The sequence below is a fragment of the Paraburkholderia sediminicola genome (assembly GCF_046026855.1).
Classification (GTDB): Bacteria; Pseudomonadota; Gammaproteobacteria; order Burkholderiales; family Burkholderiaceae; genus Paraburkholderia; species Paraburkholderia sediminicola_A.
This window is the reverse complement of the sequence record NZ_JAQQET010000007.1, coordinates 53,966-71,927: the sequence shown is the minus strand read 5'-3', so window position 1 is coordinate 71,927 and position 17,962 is coordinate 53,966. Positions and strand designations below refer to the sequence as shown.

The following is a 17,962-nucleotide window of genomic DNA, read 5'->3' as shown; positions in this document are numbered from 1 at the left end:
GTGGTCCGTGCTGGTTGCGGGCCACGTTGCCTGATCTTTGTCTGGCTTTATCCATGCGATGTCCACTCCCATTCTATCCGTTGCCGATGCCCCGCCCGTGCTGAGTGTTCACGAGATCGGCAAGACTTACGCCGGACCCGTGCTCGCCGATATCTCGCTGGAACTGTACGCGGGCGAGGTGCTCGCACTGACCGGCGAAAACGGCGCGGGCAAGAGCACCTTGTCCAAGATCATCGGCGGTCTCGTCACACCGACTACCGGTTCGATGACGCTCGGCGGCGCGGCTTATACGCCGGCCAGCCGCAAGGACGCCGAGGCGCTCGGCGTGCGCATGGTCATGCAGGAGCTGAACCTGCTGCCAACCCTCACGGTGGCGGAGAACCTGTTTCTGAACCGCTTGCCGCAGCGCGGCATGTTCGGCTGGATCGACCGCGCCAGGTTGCGCGAGGACGCCCGGCATGCCATGGCGCAAGTCGGGCTCGACGCGATCCACCCTGACACGCTGGTGGGCACGCTGGGCATCGGGCATCAGCAGATGGTCGAAATCGCGCGCAATCTGATCGGCGATTGCCGCGTGCTGATCCTCGACGAACCCACCGCGATGCTAACCGCCCGCGAGGTGGACCTGCTGTTCGAGCAGGTCGAACGGCTCAAGGCGCGTGGCGTGGCGCTGGTGTACATCTCGCACAGACTGGAAGAATTGAAGCGTATTGCGCGGCGCGCCGCGGTGCTGCGCGATGGGCGGCTGGTGCATGTCGACGAGATGGCGAATCTCTCTGCTGACCGTCTCGTGACGCTGATGGTTGGGCGCGATATCGGCGAGCGGATCGACCTCGGCGAGCGGCGCATCGGCGACGTGGCGCTCAAGGTGGCGGGCATGACCCGCGAACCGGTTGTGCGCGATGTATCTTTTGAAGTGAAGGCCGGCGAGATTTTCGGCATCAGCGGTTTGATCGGCGCGGGCCGCACGGAATTGATGCGACTCATCTACGGGGCCGATCGGGCGGATGCCGGTGCGGTGTCGATCGCGCATGGCGGCGGGCCGCTCGAACTCGTGAAGGTTTCATCGCCATCGGACGCGGTGAAGAACGGCATCGCGCTGATTACGGAGGACCGCAAAGGCGAGGGCCTCCTGCTGACGCAGCCTATTGCAGCCAATATTTCGCTCGGTCATCTGCGCGCGGTGTCGAAGAATGGCGTGGTGGACGGCCGTCGTGAGGCGGCGCTGGCGCGCAAACAGATCGATGCGATGAGCATCCGCAGCGCGGGGCCGTCGCAACCGGTGTCCGAACTCTCCGGCGGCAACCAGCAGAAGGTGGTGATCGGCCGCTGGCTCGCGCGCGATTGCACGGTGCTGCTGTTCGACGAACCCACACGCGGCATCGACGTCGGGGCGAAGTTCGATATCTATGCCTTGATGGGCGCGCTCGCGCGGGAAGGCCGCGCGTTGGTGGTGGTGTCGAGCGATCTGCGCGAGTTGATGTCGATTTGCGACCGGATCGGGGTGATGTCGGCAGGGCGGATGACGGGCATGTTCGAGCGTGGCAGCTGGACCCAGGACGCGCTGCTCGCAGCGGCGTTCGCGGGTTACACGAAACGCGACGCGCTGCTGCACGATCCGATCGAACCTGATGCGAAAGCCCCCGACGCCCCGGTGCCCGCCGCATCGGCGCCCGACACAAAATCTGTGGAGTATTGAAGTATGACCTCACCAACCAGCCTGCCCACGTTGCAGAACGAACCACCCAAAGACGCGAAGCCGATTGGCACGCGCCTGGGTTTCTCGAACTACCTCGGCCTGCTCGGCGCGCTCCTCGGGATGATCGTCCTGTTCTCGCTGCTGAGTTCGCACTTCCTGAGCTACGACACCTTCAGCACGATTGCGAACCAGATTCCCGATCTGGTCGTGATGTCGATCGGCATGACCTTTGTGCTCATCATCGCCGGCATCGATCTGTCGGTCGGCTCCGTGCTGGCGCTCGGCGCGGCGCTCACGAGCGTTGCAGCCTTGCAGTGGCACTGGCCGGCGTTGCCCGCCGCCTTGCTCGGCATGGCGGGCGCGGCCTTGACGGGCTGCGTGACCGGCGCGATTACCGTGGCCTGGCGGATTCCGTCATTCATCGTGTCGCTCGGCGTGCTCGAGGCGGCCCGCGGTCTCGCGTATCAGCTCACCAACTCTCGCACGGCCTACATTGGCGATGCGTTCGATTTCCTGTCCAACCCGATTGCGTTCGGCATTTCTCCCGCGTTCCTGATTGCCATCGTCGTGATGATCGCCGCGCAGTTGGTGCTGACCCGCACGGTGTTCGGCCGCTATCTGGTCGGCATCGGCACGAACGAGGAGGCGGTGCGCCTCGCGGGCGTCAACCCGCGGCCCTACAAGATTGCCGTATTCGCGATGATGGGCCTGTTAGCCGGCCTCGCGTCCCTGTTCCAGATTTCGCGGCTCGAGGCTGCCGATCCGAATGCCGGTTCGGGCATCGAATTGCAGGTGATCGCGGCCGTCGTGATCGGCGGGACGAGCTTGATGGGCGGCCGAGGCTCGGTGATCAGCACCTTCTTTGGCGTGTTGATCATCTCGGTGCTGGCCGCGGGTCTCGCCCAGATCGGCGCGACCGAGCCGACCAAACGCATTATCACGGGGGCCGTCATTGTCGTGGCCGTCGTGCTGGATACGTATAGAAGCCGGCGTCGCGCCGCATAAATTGACCATTAGTGACCACACGTGGATGGTCAGCAGGAGAATGAAAGTGTCGAAGGAAGCGAAACAGGGCCGCGTGCTCGTGGTGGGCAGCATCAATACCGACCTGGTCGCCCGTGCACCGCATTTGCCGCGGCCCGGCGAGACGATCGGCGGACATGAGTTCTCGCAGGTGGCCGGCGGCAAGGGTGGCAATCAGGCGGTGGCGGCTGCTCGCATCGGCGCGCGTGTAGCAATGATCGGACGCGTGGGGAAGGATGCGAACGGCGCCCAGCGGGTCCAGGATCTGGAAGCGGAGGGTATCGACTGCGCGGGTATCGAGGTCGATCCGGCGCAACCCACCGGTGTTGCGATGGTGACGGTATCGGACGACGGGCAGAACACAATCGTCGTGGTCGCCGGCAGTAACGGCGAACTCACGCCGGAGAGCGTCGCCCGCCACGAAGCGGCGATCAAGGCCAGCGACGTCGTGGTTTGCCAGCTGGAAACGCCTTGGGATTCCGTTCACGCAACACTCGCTCTTGCCCGGCGCCTGGGCAAGGTCACCGTGCTGAACCCGGCGCCGGCAACCGGCCCGCTGCCCGCGGAATGGCTGCCGCTAATCGATTACCTCGTGCCGAACGAGGTCGAGGCCGCGATCCTGGCCGGCTTGCCGGTCGAATCGCAAAGCGGCGCCAGACGGGCGGCACTGGAGCTGCAACGCGGCGGCGCCAGTAACGTGATCGTCACGCTCGGTGCGCAAGGGGCTTATCTGTTGCCGGAAGGCGGCGAAGGCATGCATTTTCCCGCACCGCAGGTGCGGGCCGTCGATACGACCGCGGCCGGCGACACGTTTATCGGTGTTTTTGCCGCACAACTCGCCGGCCGCCAGCCGCTGGAAGGCGCGATCAGCCTCGCACAACGCGCGGCTTCGATTTCCGTCACGCGTGCCGGCGCGCAGCCGTCGATCCCGACTCGCGCGGAAGTGGATAGCGCAGCCTGAAACGGATGCCTGTTGTGACATGAGGCAGTCCGGCCTGCAACTCTGGGTAGCTTGACGTTGAATGACCGGCACCATCTCCGGATGGTGTTCCTCTGGTTCAATCGCGATTCATACTGAAATAAATGGACTAAACATGAAATCACAATATATAGGTATCCTGACGATGTCGCTGCTCCTTGCCGCATGTGGGGGCAGCGTGACCACCACCGATCCGCTCGCCAATGCGCCGAAGATCATCATCGATTCAGACTTCAACACAATGGGCGACGACGGTCAGTTGTTCGCCATGACCACGCAGTTGATGGGGCAGGGCAAGGTCAACCTGCTGGGGTTGACCGTCGTGACCGGTAACGACTGGTTACTCCAGGAAGAATCGGATGCGCTGAAGGCCGTGGAGCGCATGGGCGTGCAGAACGTGGTGGGTGTCTACGGCGGGGCGGACTATCCATTGCAATACGATGTGGCGAGTATTCGCGCGCAGCAGGCCGCCAATCCGCAAGGTTATTTCGGCGCGTGGAGCCGCCCGGAACCGACCCAGCAGTCCCAGCTTGTTGCACCGCCGGACGGCTTCGCGGTGTCGACGAAACTGCAGGCACAAAACGCCGCGGATTTCATGATCCAGACCATCAAACGCTATCCGAATCAGGTCACCATTCTTGAGGTCGGGCCGCCTACCAATCTCGCCACGGCGATCATGAAAGCGCCGGAGATCGTGCCGCTGATCAAGCAGATCGTCTACATGGGTGGCGCGATGGCGGTACCGGGCAATGCGAATGCCGTGGGCGAACTGAACTGGTGGTTCGATCCGCTTGCCGTACGTACGGTGCTTCAAACCACGATTCCCCAGGCTGTCATTCCGCTCGATGTCACGAACACGGTGCCGCTCACCCAGACCGTGTACAACCAGATCGTCAACAACCCGAGCAAGCAGACCGCGGTGACCAGGGCGTACGGCATCGCCAATGCGGGCGCATTCGCCGACAACACCGATCTGTTCGACACCTTGACGATCGCTTACTTCATGGACCCGACCTATGCCACGCGGACGAAAAGCGCCTACCTGGATATCGATACCACGAGCGGCGAGGATCAGGGGCATGTGATGGTCTACCCCGATCAACCCGCGGCGGGCGCGTCACCTAGGAAGATCACCTACGTCACGCAGTTCGACAACAATCGCTTCTTCAGTCTCTACGTCGACCTGCTTACGCGTCCTGTGCCGATTACGTTGCCTTGATCGGCCTCGACCTGCAACTCGGCAACGGTGCTTCCGGGTTCTCCCGGGCCGCAGCACTGACCGCTTAAGCAGATTGATAAAAACTGGATGACGGCATGACCGGCGACCGATCCGACATGCCGGTCCCGCGACTCAAACGCAGACCCCAATTACGGGGCGCACGTTAAGTATTGCGTCCCTTTACTCGCTCGCTTCCCACGCCGCTTCTGTCGCAAGGCGCCGCAACGGTTTGCCGTCGACGCTTGCAGCGCCGCAGGTAATCCACCGAAACACAACCGTAGTCGAACTGTAGTGTCATGTGTCTAGGATGTCCTCATCGCCCATGTATCGACCTATGGAGGTGCCGGATGCTTAGTCATCACGAACTCGCGACACTCATGCTGCTTGACGACACGGACAAGCGGCTGGAAGATTTTGATCCGGATGTGCTGGCGTTACGCCGTTACGAGCTAGTGGAAATACGACAGCGCGATCCACATGGATCGACACTGCAACTCACCCGCCAGGGCCGTGAATTGCTGGAGCGTCTGCGCACAGGCGCAGGGGGATGAGTGAGGCGCGTAGCGAAGGCTCAAGAGTCTTTCGGCGAGCTGGATCAGAGCGCCGCAGGAATCAAAACCGGCCGATTCACGCGGCCTCTCACAGCAGTGCTGAGCTAAGCCGGACGCAAAGTACGTCGCGCGTATCCGGGGCGCTGTACAGCGCGCGAAGCGCGAAGCTCTTTTATCGGCCGCGCGCAAAACAATATCGTTTGGTACACCCCCACTGCGCTGCGTAGCGCGCTTCCAGCAACGCGCTCCGCCTCGCGCGAGGCGAAACGGGCGCATCGCGTACCTCGTACAAAGAAAATGCGCGCCGCGTGCCGCTTGCCCCACGTTCAAGCGAGTCATAAATCCCCCGTCAACCCCCGTAGTGCGTGCCAGCGCACATAGCAATGCAAGCGCCGGCCGCGTCGACCCCATCACACATTGGCCCAAACGGCGGCTCATCGTCTCAGGCTTGCGACAGTCCGGTCCAGGGCATGAAAAAGCTACTTCATCGAATTGCGAATCGGCATATTTGACCTGAGCATTCGTCAAACCATTGCCTGTCATCGAGACCAAGGGTTTTCCATCCTCCAGAAATCACGCGCGGTGCACGACAACTGGCCGCCGCGATGGCCATCCACGGCGTATCAGGCGCGAGTCATCGCGCGATGCGAATCCCCCTTCCGCGGGGTGTGCCGAATCACTCAACTCCGCCCGGCAAGGCTTTGAAGGCATATGGCATAACCCGTGCAATAAGCGAGTCACAAAGCGAAACAGGTTGCAGCCGGGAAGCAGCAAACGAGTAGAAGCAGCAGAAAAAATCCCGGCAGCAGCAACAGTCTTCGTAGAACGCGTCGGGGAGTTCAACGCGCTTTACGAGGTGCGGCGGGGCCAGCGAAAAACGGATGTCGATAAAGTACGGCGCGAATGATCGATACGGGGTATCGGCCACTTGCGACCGCGACGACGTGAAGCGATGATCCCGCCACTTTTTCCGTCTCTATGGACGGACCTGAACGCCGCGCCGGCAGACCTGTTTTCAGGCAGCTGTGGCGGCACAAATCGAAGTCAACTTTCACTCTTACGGGGGTTAGCATGAAGAACACGATCCAACAATTCCTGCGCGAAGAAGACGGTGTTGCAGCGATCGAATACGCCCTGCTGGCTGGGCTGATTGCGGTGGCAATCATTGGGACGGTGACGACAATGAGCACGAGTCTGAAAGGCGTGTTCACCACCATTTCGAACTCGCTGGCCGCCATCACCACGGCCGCGGCCTGACGCCGTACGCAATACCAGGCGCATACCGATCGCTCGCCCTGTCTCGACGGTCCTTCGAGACAGGGTAGCGACGGCCCAGCGCTAAATGACACGCAAGAAGGGCAATTCGATCCTCAAAGCGGGGCAGACAATGAACGGGGTTCCTTTTCCGGTTGGGCCGTGCGTGATAACGCTGGTGCTCTTCGCCGCACTGTGGGATATGCAAACGCGCCGGATTCCTAACTGGTTGGTGGCGACAGGATTGATCGTGGCGATACCCGTGCAATGGTTCACGCAGGGTGGTATCGACGGGATGCAGACTTGGCTGAGCGGCACGCTTGTGGGCGGTGCGATGTTTCTGCCGGGCTACGCGATGCGGCTGATGGGCGCGGGTGACGTGAAGCTGATGGCAGCGATCGGCGCTTTCTGCGGCGCTTACGGCGCATTCGAAATTAGCCTTGCGACTTGTGTGATAGGTGGAATCGGGTCGCTTGCAATCTTGCTCCGGCGCCAACAGATGCGCGTCGGACTGAGCAGGGTGGCGGCATTGCTGATGAGTTGCACGACGCCGGGATACGGCGCGAAGCAGCGGCAAGGCGATGTGGCAAGTAGTTCGACGGGGTCCATGCCGTACGGAGTGGCTATAGCAATAGGCAGCGCACTCGTGTTGTTCTACAGCGTGTGACGCTGACCAGCAGGGCAAAAAAATCGGGGGTTGAAAATGAAAAATGCGCGCGCTGTAACGATGCTGCTGATCGCGACGCTGGCCGGCCTTACTGCGGTCGTGTTCGCTTCACGCTGGATGGTCTCGCAGGCGTCGAATGCCACGACCAAGGTGGTGGTGGCCGCAACCGATATCAATCTCGGTCAGCGGATCGGGCCTGACTTCCTGAAACTCACTGACTGGCCGTCGAACAGCGTGCCGCCTGGCGCGTTCACCGATACCCAGAAACTCGACGGCCGGGTGCTCAAGGAAAGCCTGCTGCACGGCGAGCCGATTGTCGAAGCGAAGCTGACACCGGTTGGCACGCTCGGTGGCTTGTCGGCGGTGATCGGCGAAGGCAAGCGGGCCATCACGGTACGTGTGAACGACGTGATCGGCGTGGCGGGCTTCGCGTTGCCGGGTAACTACGTCGACATCATCGTCAATACGCAGAAAGATACGCGCGATTCCGGTGCCCAGCGTGACCAGAATATTTCGAAGATCGTACTCGAGAAGATTCTCGTGCTGGCCGTCGCGCAGGAAGTGGGCCGCGACGAAACCAAACCGAAAGTGGTCGATGCGGTGACGCTCGAAGTGTCGCCGGAACAGGCCGAGAAAATCGACCTGGCACGCAGCATCGGCACGCTCTCGCTGGTGTTGCGCAACCAGATCGACCCGCAGGCCATCGATACCGCCGGCGCGACCAAAGCATCGCTGTTGAAGATGCCGGTTGCCGTGGTCGCCGCGCCCGAGCCGAAACCGGTGAGCATCGTACGGAAAGTGGCGGCGCGTGCACCGGGTAATTGCGTGCGCGTACTCGACGGCGCCGACGCAAGACAAGAATGCTTTTGACAGGCCTTAGCCTGCAAGCCGTGACCGATGCGTGACTGACCTCCAGGTACAGCACGTAAAAAAGCGGCACATAACGGGGGTAGGACATGAACGCCAGAACCAATCAGCGCGCTTGCGCGCCGCAGGATCCGCTCGGCCCGCGCAAAGCGAACGCGCGCTCGCCACGCGGCCGGACCCGGATCGCCGAAGCTTGCACCTGCGTGGTGGTCGGACTGTATCTGTCGATGCTGCCGGCGGCGCAGGCGGCCGGCCAGAATATGGCGGGCAATGTGCCGGGCCTGCCGGACATGCCGCTTACCGTGGCGTCAAACGGAGCCGTGCATCTGACTATTGCCGCCACAGGCATGGGCGGCGGCACGTCGTCCGGCGGCGCGGCGCAAAGCAGCCGTGGGCCGAATTGCAGCGGCCCGGTCGCCGAACATAGCTCGGTCACGATCCCGGTCGGCAAGTCGGCGATGGTCGACGTGCGCGAGCCGGTGCGGACCCGCACCGTCGGCAATCCGTCGATCGTGCAGGCGATGCTAGTGTCGCCGCAAACCCTTTATCTGCTCGGGACGGACGTCGGCACTACCAATATGATCGTGCAGGGCCGCAGCGGCTCCTGCACGATTATCGACGTGAGCGTCGGCGCGGACCCGGGCGGTCTGCAACAGACGCTCGCCGCGCTAATGCCAGAGGAAACTGAAATTCAGGTCAAAGCAGCCGCCGATACGCTGGTGCTGACCGGCACGGTTTCCGATGCGGTTAAAGCCGAGCGCGTGATGGAACTGGCCCGCGCCTTCGTGGCCCGGCCGACCGCCGCATTGCAAAGCAGCGCACCCATGGGAAGTGGTCCGCTGCCCATCGGCGCCGCGCCTCGGGTAATGGGTGCGCCTGCGCCATCGCTCGGCGGGGCGGGCGGCGAACGCATCATCAACATGATGCGTGTCGCCGCGCCGCAGCAGGTCATGCTCGAAGTGAAAGTCGCCGAAGTCTCGAAGACATTGATCGATCAGCTTGGCGTCGCGGCCAACATCCAGGGCGGCATTGGCAGCTGGAGTTTCGGCTTGCTGGCCAATTATCTGTCCGGCGGATTGAGTGCGTTGACCGCCTCGAAAGCGAACAATCTGCCGCTCAACCTCGCGGTCGACGCGCAGAAAACCGATCAGCTCGTGAAGATCCTCGCCGAGCCGAATCTGATGGCGATCAGCGGCCAGGAAGCGAGCTTCCTCGCAGGCGGCAAGGTCTACATTCCGGTGCCGCAAAGCAACGGCTCGGGCGGCACGACGATCGTCCTGCAGGAAGAGCAATACGGTGTCGGCCTGACCTTCACGCCGACGGTGCTCGAAGGTGGCCGTATCAATCTCAAGGTGTCGCCGGAAGTGTCCGAGCTGTCGTCGACCGGCGTGGTGGTCAGCGCGGGCAACTCCAACACGACGTCGATCCTGCCGCTGATTACGACGCGACGCGCCTCGACCACGCTGCAGGTGTTCGACGGTCAGAGCTTCGCGATCGGCGGCCTTTTGAAGAGCAACGTGACCGGCTCGATCAAGGGGCTGCCCGGCGCGGCGGAACTGCCGGTGCTCGGTGCGCTGTTTCGCAGCACCAGCTACGAGCAGGACAAGACCGAGCTGGTGTTCGTCGTGACGCCGCGTCTCGCCAAGCCGCTGCCGCAGCACTATCCGCTGCCGACCGATGGTTTCAACGATGCCAGTGAAGGGAACGTGTATCTGACCGGCCATATGGAAGGCACGAAGCGCAGCGCGCCCGCAGCGGGAGCTTCGGCACCGGTGGCGCCTGGCGCGCCCATGGCACCGGCCGCGCCCGCGACACCCGCGGCGATTACGCAGACATCGGTGATCACTACGCCTGTCGTAACGCCGGCCTCGTCCACGCAACCCTTGCAACCCACGCAACCCGCGCCGGGTCCGAACGATCGCGCGGCAGCGCCGGTGGCGGCGACCGCTCCAACCCGACCATCGGCGGCAAGCGACGGCGGTGTACCGCAATTGCTCACAGTCGTAAAGCCCGATGTGGCCCGCGACGCCACGCTCGCCGGCCAGGTATCGGCGGCCGGCACCGACTCACACGCCGCGCGCTGATTCGCGGCACATTGGAGATCGACATGACATCCACCAGGACACTGATCCGCGCCGTTTTGAGCGCGGGCCTGAGCGCCGCGCTCGCCGGCTGCCTGACCTCGACGCCGCATTGGGACGCGACGTTCGGCGACTCGCTCAACCAGATCAAGGAAATGCAGACGCTCAATCCGCAAGCTTCGGCCAATACCGACCCGGTTGCGGGTATCGACGGCGTGGCGGCCGCCGCGGCGCAGAAGAGCTATGCCAAATCGTTCACGGCGCCGCCCGCGCCGACCAATAACTTCACGATCGGCATCGGTTCGTCGAGTAGCTACTGAAACAGCGCAGCCAGGCGGCTCGGGTTCGAGCCAGCGGAGACAGACCATGATCGACACCCTCCTGATTTCGTCCAGTACCGAGCGCGGGCCGCAGATCGCCGCGCGTCTCGAAGCAAGTGGTATTGCGTTCCGGTTGCGTACGCTGCACGGCAACGCGAAGCAGTTGCGCGTGCACGCCGCGGCGATCAAGAACGCCGATCTGCTGATCATCGACGATGCCGAGTTGACGCCACGCGAACTAAGCGGCGTCGAGGAGGCCCTGTCGCAGACGCCGAATCTGCATTGCATGCTGGTGACACCTGCGCCGTCGACCACGCTGTTGATGGCGGCCATGCGCGTTGGCGTGCGGCACGTGCTGTCCTGGCCGCTCGACGAAGCGGAACTTGCCGATGCGCTCGCGCATGTTTCGGCGAAGAAAAACGCGGGCATGCGCCGTGATGGCCGTGTAATTTCGTTCACATCGTGCAAAGGCGGCAGCGGGACGACGCTGATCGCCGTGAATCTCGCTTATACGCTTGCGGCGCAGCGTGACAAGCGCGTGCTGCTGGTCGATCTGAATCAGCAGTTCGCCGACGCAAGTTTGCTGGTGGCCGACAAACCGCCGCCCGCGACGCTCGCCGACCTCTGCGCGCAAATCGACCGGCTCGACGCCGCTTTCTTCGAAGCCTGCGTGATGCACGTTCATGCCAATCTCGATGTGCTGGCCGGCGCGGGTGACCCGGTCAAGTCGGGCGAGCTGCGCGCCGCGCATCTGGAGCGAATCCTGACGCTGGTACGCGAGCAATACGACGCGGTGTTGATCGACGTCGGCCAGAACATCAATCCGCTTGCCATTCATGCGCTCGATCACAGCGACTCGATCTGCATGGTGGTGCGGCAGAACATCCTGTATCTGCATGCCGGGCGCCGCATGCTCGACATCTTCAAGGAACTCGGCTATCCCGCGAGCAAGGTGAGGATGATCGTCAATCAGTACGACAAGAACGCGCGCATCGATCTGCCGACGCTAGAAGAAACACTCGGCGCGAAGGTCACGCATCACCTGCCGCGTGACGAGAAGCAGGCCACCGAGGCGCTCAACCACGGCGTGCCGCTCGTCACCTCGGCGAAGGGCGGGGCGCTCGCTCAAGGCATCGCGCAACTGGCTGAGGTGCTGTGGCCGCGGCCTGTCGTGGTGCGTAAGAACGTGCTCGGGCGCCTGTTCCGTGGCCGGCCGAATGCGCCGCCGCAACTGAAGACCGGACACTAAGCCTGGCTCGGCCTGACTGAGCCGGGTTGTCATCGAAAAAGAAAGCGGAGAGCACCATGTCATTGCGCGAACAGTTGATGATGCAAAACGGCACCATGCCGTTCGACGACGCCAGCGGCGGCACCGCGGCGGCAGCCGGCATCGCGGCCGAAAGCCTCGCGGCGCGGCGCGCATACCAGCAACTCAAGATGAACATTCATCAGGCGATCATCGACCGGGTCGAGCTCGACAAACTACAACGCCTGTCACCCGAGCAGATCAAACGCGAACTTGCGCAACTGGTGGAACGGATCGTCGACGAAGACAAGATTCCGATGAACGAACTCGAGCGCCGCCGTCTCGCGCAGGACGTCCACGACGAAATGGTCGGCCTCGGCCCGCTCGAACCTTTGCTCAACGATCCGACCATCTCCGACATTCTCGTCAACACGTCGCAGCACGTGTACGTGGAGCGGCATGGCCGTCTTGAACACACCGACGTGACGTTCTATGACGACGCTCATCTGATGAAGATCATCGAGCGCATCGTCTCGCGCGTGGGCCGCCGGATCGACGAATCCACGCCGATGGTCGATGCGCGCCTGCCCGACGGTTCGCGTGTCAACGCAATCATTCCCCCCTCGGCGATCGACGGTCCACTGGTCTCGATTCGCCGCTTCGCGGTGAATCCGCTGACGGTCACCGACATGGTGAACAACCAGAGCTTTACGCCGGCCATGGCGCAACTGCTCGAAGCGCTCATCAAGGCGAAGCTGAACGTGTTGATCTCGGGCGGCACGGGCAGCGGCAAGACCACGCTGCTCAATCTGCTGTCGGGTTTCATTCCCGGCGACGAACGGGTCGTGACGATCGAAGACGCGGCCGAATTGCAGATGCGTCAGGAGCACGTGCTGCGGCTTGAAACGCGGCCGCCGAACATTGAAGGCAAGGGTGAAATCTCGCAGCGCTCGCTGGTACGCAATGCATTGCGGATGCGCCCTGACCGCATCGTGCTCGGCGAAGTGCGCGGCGCTGAAGCGCTCGACATGCTGCACGCAATGAACACCGGCCACGAAGGCTCGATGGCTACGTTGCACGCCAACACGCCACGCGATGCGTTGACGCGGCTCGAGAACATGGTCGGCATGGCCGGTCTGACGATGCCGATCAAGGCGATCCGTCAGCAGATCGCCTCCGCGATCACGGTAGTGGTGCAGGCCTCGCGTCTGACCGACGGGCGCCGCAAGTTGATGAGCATTCAGGAAGTCACCGGCATGGAAGGCGATGTCATCAACATGCAGGAAATCTTCACGTTCAAGCGGACTGGTGTCGACGAACACGGAATGATCAAAGGGCATTTCTGCGCAACCGGTGTACGGCCGAAATTTTGCGACCGGCTGGCGGGCTTCGGCATTGCCTTGCCGGATCAGATGTTCGATCCGGCACGGCGCTTCGAGGTGTGAGCATGCGGTACGCAACAGCGTCAAGGAGACGGACATGAACACATCGCTTATCGGCTTTGCGGTACTTGCGTTTCTCGCGATCGTGCTGCTGATCGAAGCCGTCTATCTGTTCTGGAGCAGCCGTCATGGCACGGCCGTCAAGCGCATGGACGAGCGCCTCCGGGCGCTTTCGGCGGGCGGCAATATCAGCAAGGAGCAGTTGTCGATCCTCAAGCAGCGCCTTCTGAGCGAATCGCCGTTTGTCATGCGGTTATTGCTGCATGTGCCGCGTGTGCACGCGCTCGACCGCCAGTTGCTGCAGTCCGGGCTGCGCTGGTCGGTGGGGCGCTTTGTCACCTATACGCTGCTGTGCGCGCTCGCCGGCGCCGTGCCGGGTTTCCTGATGCAGACACCGGCTTTGCTGACGGCGGTTCTGGCAGGAGTGCTGGGCCTGCTGCCCGCCATGATCCTGCGCCGCAAGCGCGCGAAGCGCGTGCTGCAACTCGAACGCCAGTTGCCCGACGCAGCCGATCTGATCGCTCGTGCGCTGCGCGCCGGCCACTCGTTTCCCGCCGCGCTCGGCATGGTCGGCGAAGAACTGCCCGATCCGCTCGGCGGCGAATTCGCGCTGGTGTTCGACGAGGTCAACTACGGCGTGTCGATGAACGACGCGCTCCTGAATATGGTGAACCGCGTGCCGGTCGACGATCTGCGCTACTTCGTGATCGCCGTGCTGATCCAGCGGGAAGCGGGTGGCAATCTGGCAGAGATTCTCGGCAGTATCAGCAGCATCATTCGCGAGCGGCTGAAGCTGCTCGGCAAGGTGCGCGTGCTGTCGGCGGAAGGGCGCTTGTCGGCCTGGGTGTTGGGTGTGTTGCCGTTTGCGATTCTCGGCCTGCTGTCGATGCTCAATCCTGGCTACATCAACGTGTTCTGGCAAGACCCGGCGGGCGTGCACCTTGCCACTGTCGCGCTGACGATGATGCTGTTCGGCATCTTGTGGATGCGCAAAGTCGTGCGCATTCATATCTAGCCCACGGGTTCCATCGGTTCCATCTGTTTGAAAAAAAGAGGAGCGCGGGCCCCGCCCGCAGACCATGAAAACAGAACAGATCGTCATGCTGGGGGTGATGTTCCTGATCGTATTCGGCGCCGCGCTGAAAGCGATGATGCTGCTGAAGCCCGATCCGGTGCAACGGCGTATCGAGAAAGTCGGGCATTCCGGCGTCATGAATCACGCCGATGCGGAAGACGACGCCGGCGCACAGAAGAGCTGGGTCGAAACCGTCGCCAAGGTGTCCGAACATGTCGCCAGGCTTTCGCTTCCGAAAGACGACTGGGACAAGTCCGCGCTGCGCCTGCGCTTTGCGAACGCGGGCATTCGCACGCCGTCCGCGCCGGCCGTCTATTTCGCCGCCAAGACGCTGCTGGCGCTCGTTCTGCCGGCTGTCGCACTGATCTTTCTTGGCAACAGCTTCGATGCTGACAAGCGGATATGGCTGCTGCTGACGGAGTTGGCGGTGTCGGCGGCCGGTTTCTATTTGCCGAACCTGGTGCTCACGCGCCTGATCGGCAGTCGCCAGCGCAAGCTGTTCGAGGACCTGCCCGACGCACTCGATCTGATGACCGTCTGTGTGGAGGCGGGCCTCGGGCTCGACGCGGCGATGACGCGTGTCACCCAGGAAATCGGCGTCAAAAGCCACGCCTTGAAGGACGAGTTCGACATGGTGCTGCTGGAATTGCGTGCTGGGTCCGGACGCGACAAGGCACTGCGCAATCTGTCGCTGCGCACCGGCGTCGAAGATATCGACACACTCGCCGCGATGCTGATCCAGGCGGACCGCTTCGGCACCAGCGTCGGCGATTCGCTGCGCGTTTATACCGACAACCTGCGTACCAAACGGCGCTTGCGAGCTGAAGAGCAGGCCGCAAAGATCGCATTGAAACTGCTCTTTCCCTTGATGTTTTTCATTTTTCCGACGCTTCTGGTTGTGCTGATCGGCCCGTCAGCGATCCAGGTCGCGCGCCAGTTGTTCCCCACCATGACCGCCATGTCAGGTGGCTGAGCGATTGCGATCCCGGATAAGGAGGTCAAGTGAATACCACCCCGAAACCCCAGTTCCTGAAGTCCAGGCAACGGGACAAAGCACGCAGGCAGCGCGGCGTAGTCACGGTCGAATTCGCGCTGCTCGCGCCGCTGTTGCTTCTGCTGCTGTGCATCGCGATGGACATGGGCATCGCGCTATGGGTCAATCTGACGATGCAATATGCAGTGCGGGAAGGCGCGCGTTACTCGGTAACGGGACAAAGCAACCTCGATCCGAACGCGACCAATCAGCAGCGTTATCTGGCGATCGTGCAGGAGATCAGGAACAGCTCGATGGGTCTCTACTCGCTCGTCTCGCCGAGTTACGTGATCACCATCAACGGCGCAACCCAAACCTACAACACGCAAACGAGTTACAGCACCGGCATGTTCGGTAATCCGGGCGACATCGTCGTGCTGCAGATCAATTGCATCTGGCCGCTGCTGACGCCGCTGGTCAAGCCGTTCTTTGCCAATGGCAAGTTCAGCTTCAGCGTCGCGGCGACGATGCGTAACGAGGGCTTCTGACATGCGCACACGTTCCTTGCGAAGAAGCCGCCACGCAGCCAGAGGCATCGTCAGCGTGGAAATGGCGTTGTTGCTGCCGATGCTGGTTGCACTCGCGCTGCCGGTGTACGACATCGCGCGCAACATCCAGGCGCAGATGATTCTGATCAACGTGAGCCGCGAAGGCGCGAGCCTGTCGTCGCGCGCGTCGCTCACGTATCCGATGCAGACCATCATGTCGTCGCTGACCTCGACCACGCCGCCGCTGAACATGGACGCGCACGGGATGATCTACGTCACCGAGATTATGGGCAACAACAACTGCGATAGCAACGGCAACAACTGCACGGGCGTCGTAGTCGCCCAGTATCGCTGGAACGGTGGCAATTATTTTCCGGCGAGCCAGTTGTGGAGTTGCGGCAGCAGCGGCACACGCTGGGCGACCGACGGCACGGGCAGTTGCAGCGGCATTCCGGCGGCGGGGACCACGTCGCCGGTGGTGAACCTGCTGCAAGGCAAGCTCTCCGATGGTCAGATCGCCTATGCGGTCGAGACGTTTTATCTGCAGACACCGCTGATCGGCTCATTGAATCTGGGCAGCATCAAAACACCAGCGCTTTCGCCAAACCTCTACGCGATGACGGTGTTCTGATTCAGGCAGGAATGGATTCAAATAAAAAACGCAAGCCGGGGGATGTAATGAAAAAAATAGCGGTGCATAAGGGGCAGAAGGGCTCGGTCAGCATTATCGTGGCGGTGTCGCTGGTCGCGTTACTGGGCATTATCGGGCTCGTGGTGGACTCCGGCTTCGGCTACATGATCAAGGCGCGGCTCGATGCCGCCACCGACGGCGCGGTGATCGCGGCCGGCGAAGCAGTCACGCGCGGCAACAACCAGACGCAACAAACCGCGAACGCGCAGCAGGCGGCCACCGCTTTCTTCGCGGCAAATTATCCGACGGGTTTTCTCGGTTCGAGCGTAGCGGCGGGTACGCCGTCGATTGTGTTCAACGCGGGCACGGTCACGATCGGCATGACGGCACAGGCGAGCGTGCCGGTCACGTTCATGCAGACGCTTGGCTTCAAGGTGCTGAACGTGAGCGCCTCCTCACAGGCGATCCGCAGGACGCTGGATATGGCGTTCGTGATCGATAACACCGGTTCGCTCAACACGTCCGGCGTGCCGGCCGCGGTGCGCTCGAATGCGGTGGCGTTCCTGAACAATTTCGACGTGACGAACGATCGCGTGGCGCTAATGCACTTCGCGTACGGCACGGTGGTTGATGTGCCGTTCAACGGCAATGCACGTGGCTTCGACCGCGCGACGATGACCACGGATATCAACAACTACACCTTCAATGGCAGCACCAACTCGGCTGAAGCGATCTGGAATGCGCGCAACCAGTTGAATACGGTGATCACGCAGCCGTCCAGTTTGCGGGTGATCGTGTTTTTCTCGGACGGCGCGCCGAACAGCTTCTCGTCGTTCTTCACGACGAATCAGGGCGGCTGCAATAACAAGGCCGGGACGATAGCGAGCCCTGACAGTGCAGGCACGATGTCGGGGCTCTACAGCATGACCGCGCTGAATCAGGCGCTGGGGTCGCCGTGCTTTCAAAGTAACGTCACCAGGCTCGTCACCGCGATGCCGAAGTGGTACAACGCGCACAACGTCAACGAGCAGATTTTCCCAGTCTGGCCGGTGACCGCGCCGCGCGCCGTGCCGAACGGCAACATCACCTATGTGAACGTCAATCGCGCCTCGCGCAATCTGCTCGAAGCGATGGCGGCGCAGGCGCGCATCGAGGGCACCTATGTGTTCACGCTGGGCTATGGACCCGAACTCGTCGCGCCGGCCGGGCCGGACAACGAACTGGGCGAGGACGTTCTCAAGTGCATGGCTAACACGCCGGATTCGCTGGCCCGGTGCTACAACCCGAAACAGCCTGTCGGCGTGTTTTGCTACGCCGCGACGCCGGCTGATCTGAAGCCATGCTTCTCGCAACTGGCCTCGCAAATTCTCCGCATTTCCAGGTGAGC

General features: G+C 62.4%; 17 protein-coding genes. All 17 read left to right on the top strand.

Going from position 1 to position 17,962, the window contains the following annotated elements:
• Positions 1-58 precede the first annotated feature (58 nt).
• The 17 genes from PQR40_RS09805 (at position 59) to PQR40_RS09725 (ending at position 17,960) form a co-directional block, all read left to right on the top strand.
• Positions 59-1,699 carry a sugar ABC transporter ATP-binding protein gene (locus tag PQR40_RS09805; RefSeq protein ID WP_408508887.1) on the top strand — a complete coding sequence of 547 codons (1,641 nt, stop codon included), beginning with the start codon at positions 59-61 and terminating at the stop codon, positions 1,697-1,699.
• A gap of 3 nt (positions 1,700-1,702) precedes the next feature.
• Entirely contained in the window at positions 1,703-2,704 is a 1,002-nt protein-coding gene (locus tag PQR40_RS09800; protein ID WP_408508886.1) for an ABC transporter permease, read from the top strand.
• A 40-nt stretch (positions 2,705-2,744) separates the two neighbouring features.
• Entirely contained in the window at positions 2,745-3,683 is a 939-nt protein-coding gene (rbsK, locus tag PQR40_RS09795) for a ribokinase (RefSeq protein ID WP_408229721.1), read from the top strand.
• Positions 3,684-3,816: 133 nt separating this feature from the next.
• Complete coding sequence (locus PQR40_RS09790) at positions 3,817-4,920, top strand: nucleoside hydrolase (protein ID WP_408508885.1); 1,104 nt, start codon at positions 3,817-3,819, stop codon at positions 4,918-4,920.
• Between the two features lie 347 nt (positions 4,921-5,267).
• Positions 5,268-5,471, top strand: a complete 204-nt coding sequence (locus PQR40_RS09785) for a hypothetical protein (protein ID WP_408229727.1) — start codon at positions 5,268-5,270, stop codon at positions 5,469-5,471.
• 1,071 nt (positions 5,472-6,542) lie between these two features.
• A complete protein-coding gene (locus PQR40_RS09780) occupies positions 6,543-6,728 on the top strand; it encodes a Flp family type IVb pilin (RefSeq protein ID WP_408215600.1) in 186 nt (61 codons plus the stop codon).
• 85 nt (positions 6,729-6,813) lie between these two features.
• Positions 6,814-7,392, top strand: coding sequence for an A24 family peptidase (locus PQR40_RS09775; RefSeq protein ID WP_408229730.1), 579 nt, complete (start codon positions 6,814-6,816; stop codon positions 7,390-7,392).
• Positions 7,393-7,428: 36 nt separating this feature from the next.
• Positions 7,429-8,262, top strand: a complete 834-nt coding sequence (gene cpaB / locus PQR40_RS09770; RefSeq protein WP_408229733.1) for a Flp pilus assembly protein CpaB — start codon at positions 7,429-7,431, stop codon at positions 8,260-8,262.
• 86 nt (positions 8,263-8,348) lie between these two features.
• Positions 8,349-10,343, top strand: a complete 1,995-nt coding sequence (locus tag PQR40_RS09765) for a type II and III secretion system protein family protein (protein ID WP_408229736.1) — start codon at positions 8,349-8,351, stop codon at positions 10,341-10,343.
• 23 nt (positions 10,344-10,366) lie between these two features.
• On the top strand, positions 10,367-10,660 hold the full coding sequence (locus PQR40_RS09760) for a hypothetical protein (RefSeq protein ID WP_408229739.1): 294 nt from the start codon (positions 10,367-10,369) through the stop codon (positions 10,658-10,660).
• Between the two features lie 46 nt (positions 10,661-10,706).
• Positions 10,707-11,909: a CpaE/TadZ family protein gene (locus PQR40_RS09755; protein WP_408229742.1), complete on the top strand. Its 1,203-nt coding sequence runs from the start codon at positions 10,707-10,709 to the stop codon at positions 11,907-11,909.
• 56 nt (positions 11,910-11,965) lie between these two features.
• Positions 11,966-13,351, top strand: a complete 1,386-nt coding sequence (locus tag PQR40_RS09750; RefSeq protein ID WP_408335269.1) for a TadA family conjugal transfer-associated ATPase — start codon at positions 11,966-11,968, stop codon at positions 13,349-13,351.
• A 34-nt stretch (positions 13,352-13,385) separates the two neighbouring features.
• A complete protein-coding gene (locus tag PQR40_RS09745) occupies positions 13,386-14,363 on the top strand; it encodes a type II secretion system F family protein (RefSeq protein WP_408229747.1) in 978 nt (325 codons plus the stop codon).
• 64 nt (positions 14,364-14,427) lie between these two features.
• Positions 14,428-15,396, top strand: coding sequence for a type II secretion system F family protein (locus PQR40_RS09740; protein WP_408229750.1), 969 nt, complete (start codon positions 14,428-14,430; stop codon positions 15,394-15,396).
• A gap of 29 nt (positions 15,397-15,425) precedes the next feature.
• Entirely contained in the window at positions 15,426-15,944 is a 519-nt protein-coding gene (locus tag PQR40_RS09735) for a TadE/TadG family type IV pilus assembly protein (RefSeq protein WP_408229753.1), read from the top strand.
• 1 nt (position 15,945) lies between these two features.
• Positions 15,946-16,575, top strand: a complete 630-nt coding sequence (locus PQR40_RS09730) for a TadE/TadG family type IV pilus assembly protein (protein ID WP_408229756.1) — start codon at positions 15,946-15,948, stop codon at positions 16,573-16,575.
• A gap of 47 nt (positions 16,576-16,622) precedes the next feature.
• Positions 16,623-17,960: a VWA domain-containing protein gene (locus tag PQR40_RS09725; RefSeq protein WP_408387690.1), complete on the top strand. Its 1,338-nt coding sequence runs from the start codon at positions 16,623-16,625 to the stop codon at positions 17,958-17,960.
• Positions 17,961-17,962 lie beyond the last annotated feature (2 nt).

Bases quoted from the DNA above. Each gene is read 5' to 3' on its own strand.
- PQR40_RS09805 (WP_408508887.1), top strand. From the start codon at position 59: ATGTCCACTCCCATTCTATCCGTTGCCGATGCCCCGCCCGTGCTGAGT.
- PQR40_RS09800 (WP_408508886.1), top strand. From the start codon at position 1,703: ATGACCTCACCAACCAGCCTGCCCACGTTGCAGAACGAACCACCCAAA.
- rbsK (WP_408229721.1), top strand. From the start codon at position 2,745: ATGAAAGTGTCGAAGGAAGCGAAACAGGGCCGCGTGCTCGTGGTGGGC.
- PQR40_RS09790 (WP_408508885.1), top strand. From the start codon at position 3,817: ATGAAATCACAATATATAGGTATCCTGACGATGTCGCTGCTCCTTGCC.
- PQR40_RS09785 (WP_408229727.1), top strand. From the start codon at position 5,268: ATGCTTAGTCATCACGAACTCGCGACACTCATGCTGCTTGACGACACG.
- PQR40_RS09780 (WP_408215600.1), top strand. From the start codon at position 6,543: ATGAAGAACACGATCCAACAATTCCTGCGCGAAGAAGACGGTGTTGCA.
- PQR40_RS09775 (WP_408229730.1), top strand. From the start codon at position 6,814: ATGACACGCAAGAAGGGCAATTCGATCCTCAAAGCGGGGCAGACAATG.
- cpaB (WP_408229733.1), top strand. From the start codon at position 7,429: ATGAAAAATGCGCGCGCTGTAACGATGCTGCTGATCGCGACGCTGGCC.
- PQR40_RS09765 (WP_408229736.1), top strand. From the start codon at position 8,349: ATGAACGCCAGAACCAATCAGCGCGCTTGCGCGCCGCAGGATCCGCTC.
- PQR40_RS09760 (WP_408229739.1), top strand. From the start codon at position 10,367: ATGACATCCACCAGGACACTGATCCGCGCCGTTTTGAGCGCGGGCCTG.
- PQR40_RS09755 (WP_408229742.1), top strand. From the start codon at position 10,707: ATGATCGACACCCTCCTGATTTCGTCCAGTACCGAGCGCGGGCCGCAG.
- PQR40_RS09750 (WP_408335269.1), top strand. From the start codon at position 11,966: ATGTCATTGCGCGAACAGTTGATGATGCAAAACGGCACCATGCCGTTC.
- PQR40_RS09745 (WP_408229747.1), top strand. From the start codon at position 13,386: ATGAACACATCGCTTATCGGCTTTGCGGTACTTGCGTTTCTCGCGATC.
- PQR40_RS09740 (WP_408229750.1), top strand. From the start codon at position 14,428: ATGAAAACAGAACAGATCGTCATGCTGGGGGTGATGTTCCTGATCGTA.
- PQR40_RS09730 (WP_408229756.1), top strand. From the start codon at position 15,946: ATGCGCACACGTTCCTTGCGAAGAAGCCGCCACGCAGCCAGAGGCATC.
- PQR40_RS09725 (WP_408387690.1), top strand. From the start codon at position 16,623: ATGAAAAAAATAGCGGTGCATAAGGGGCAGAAGGGCTCGGTCAGCATT.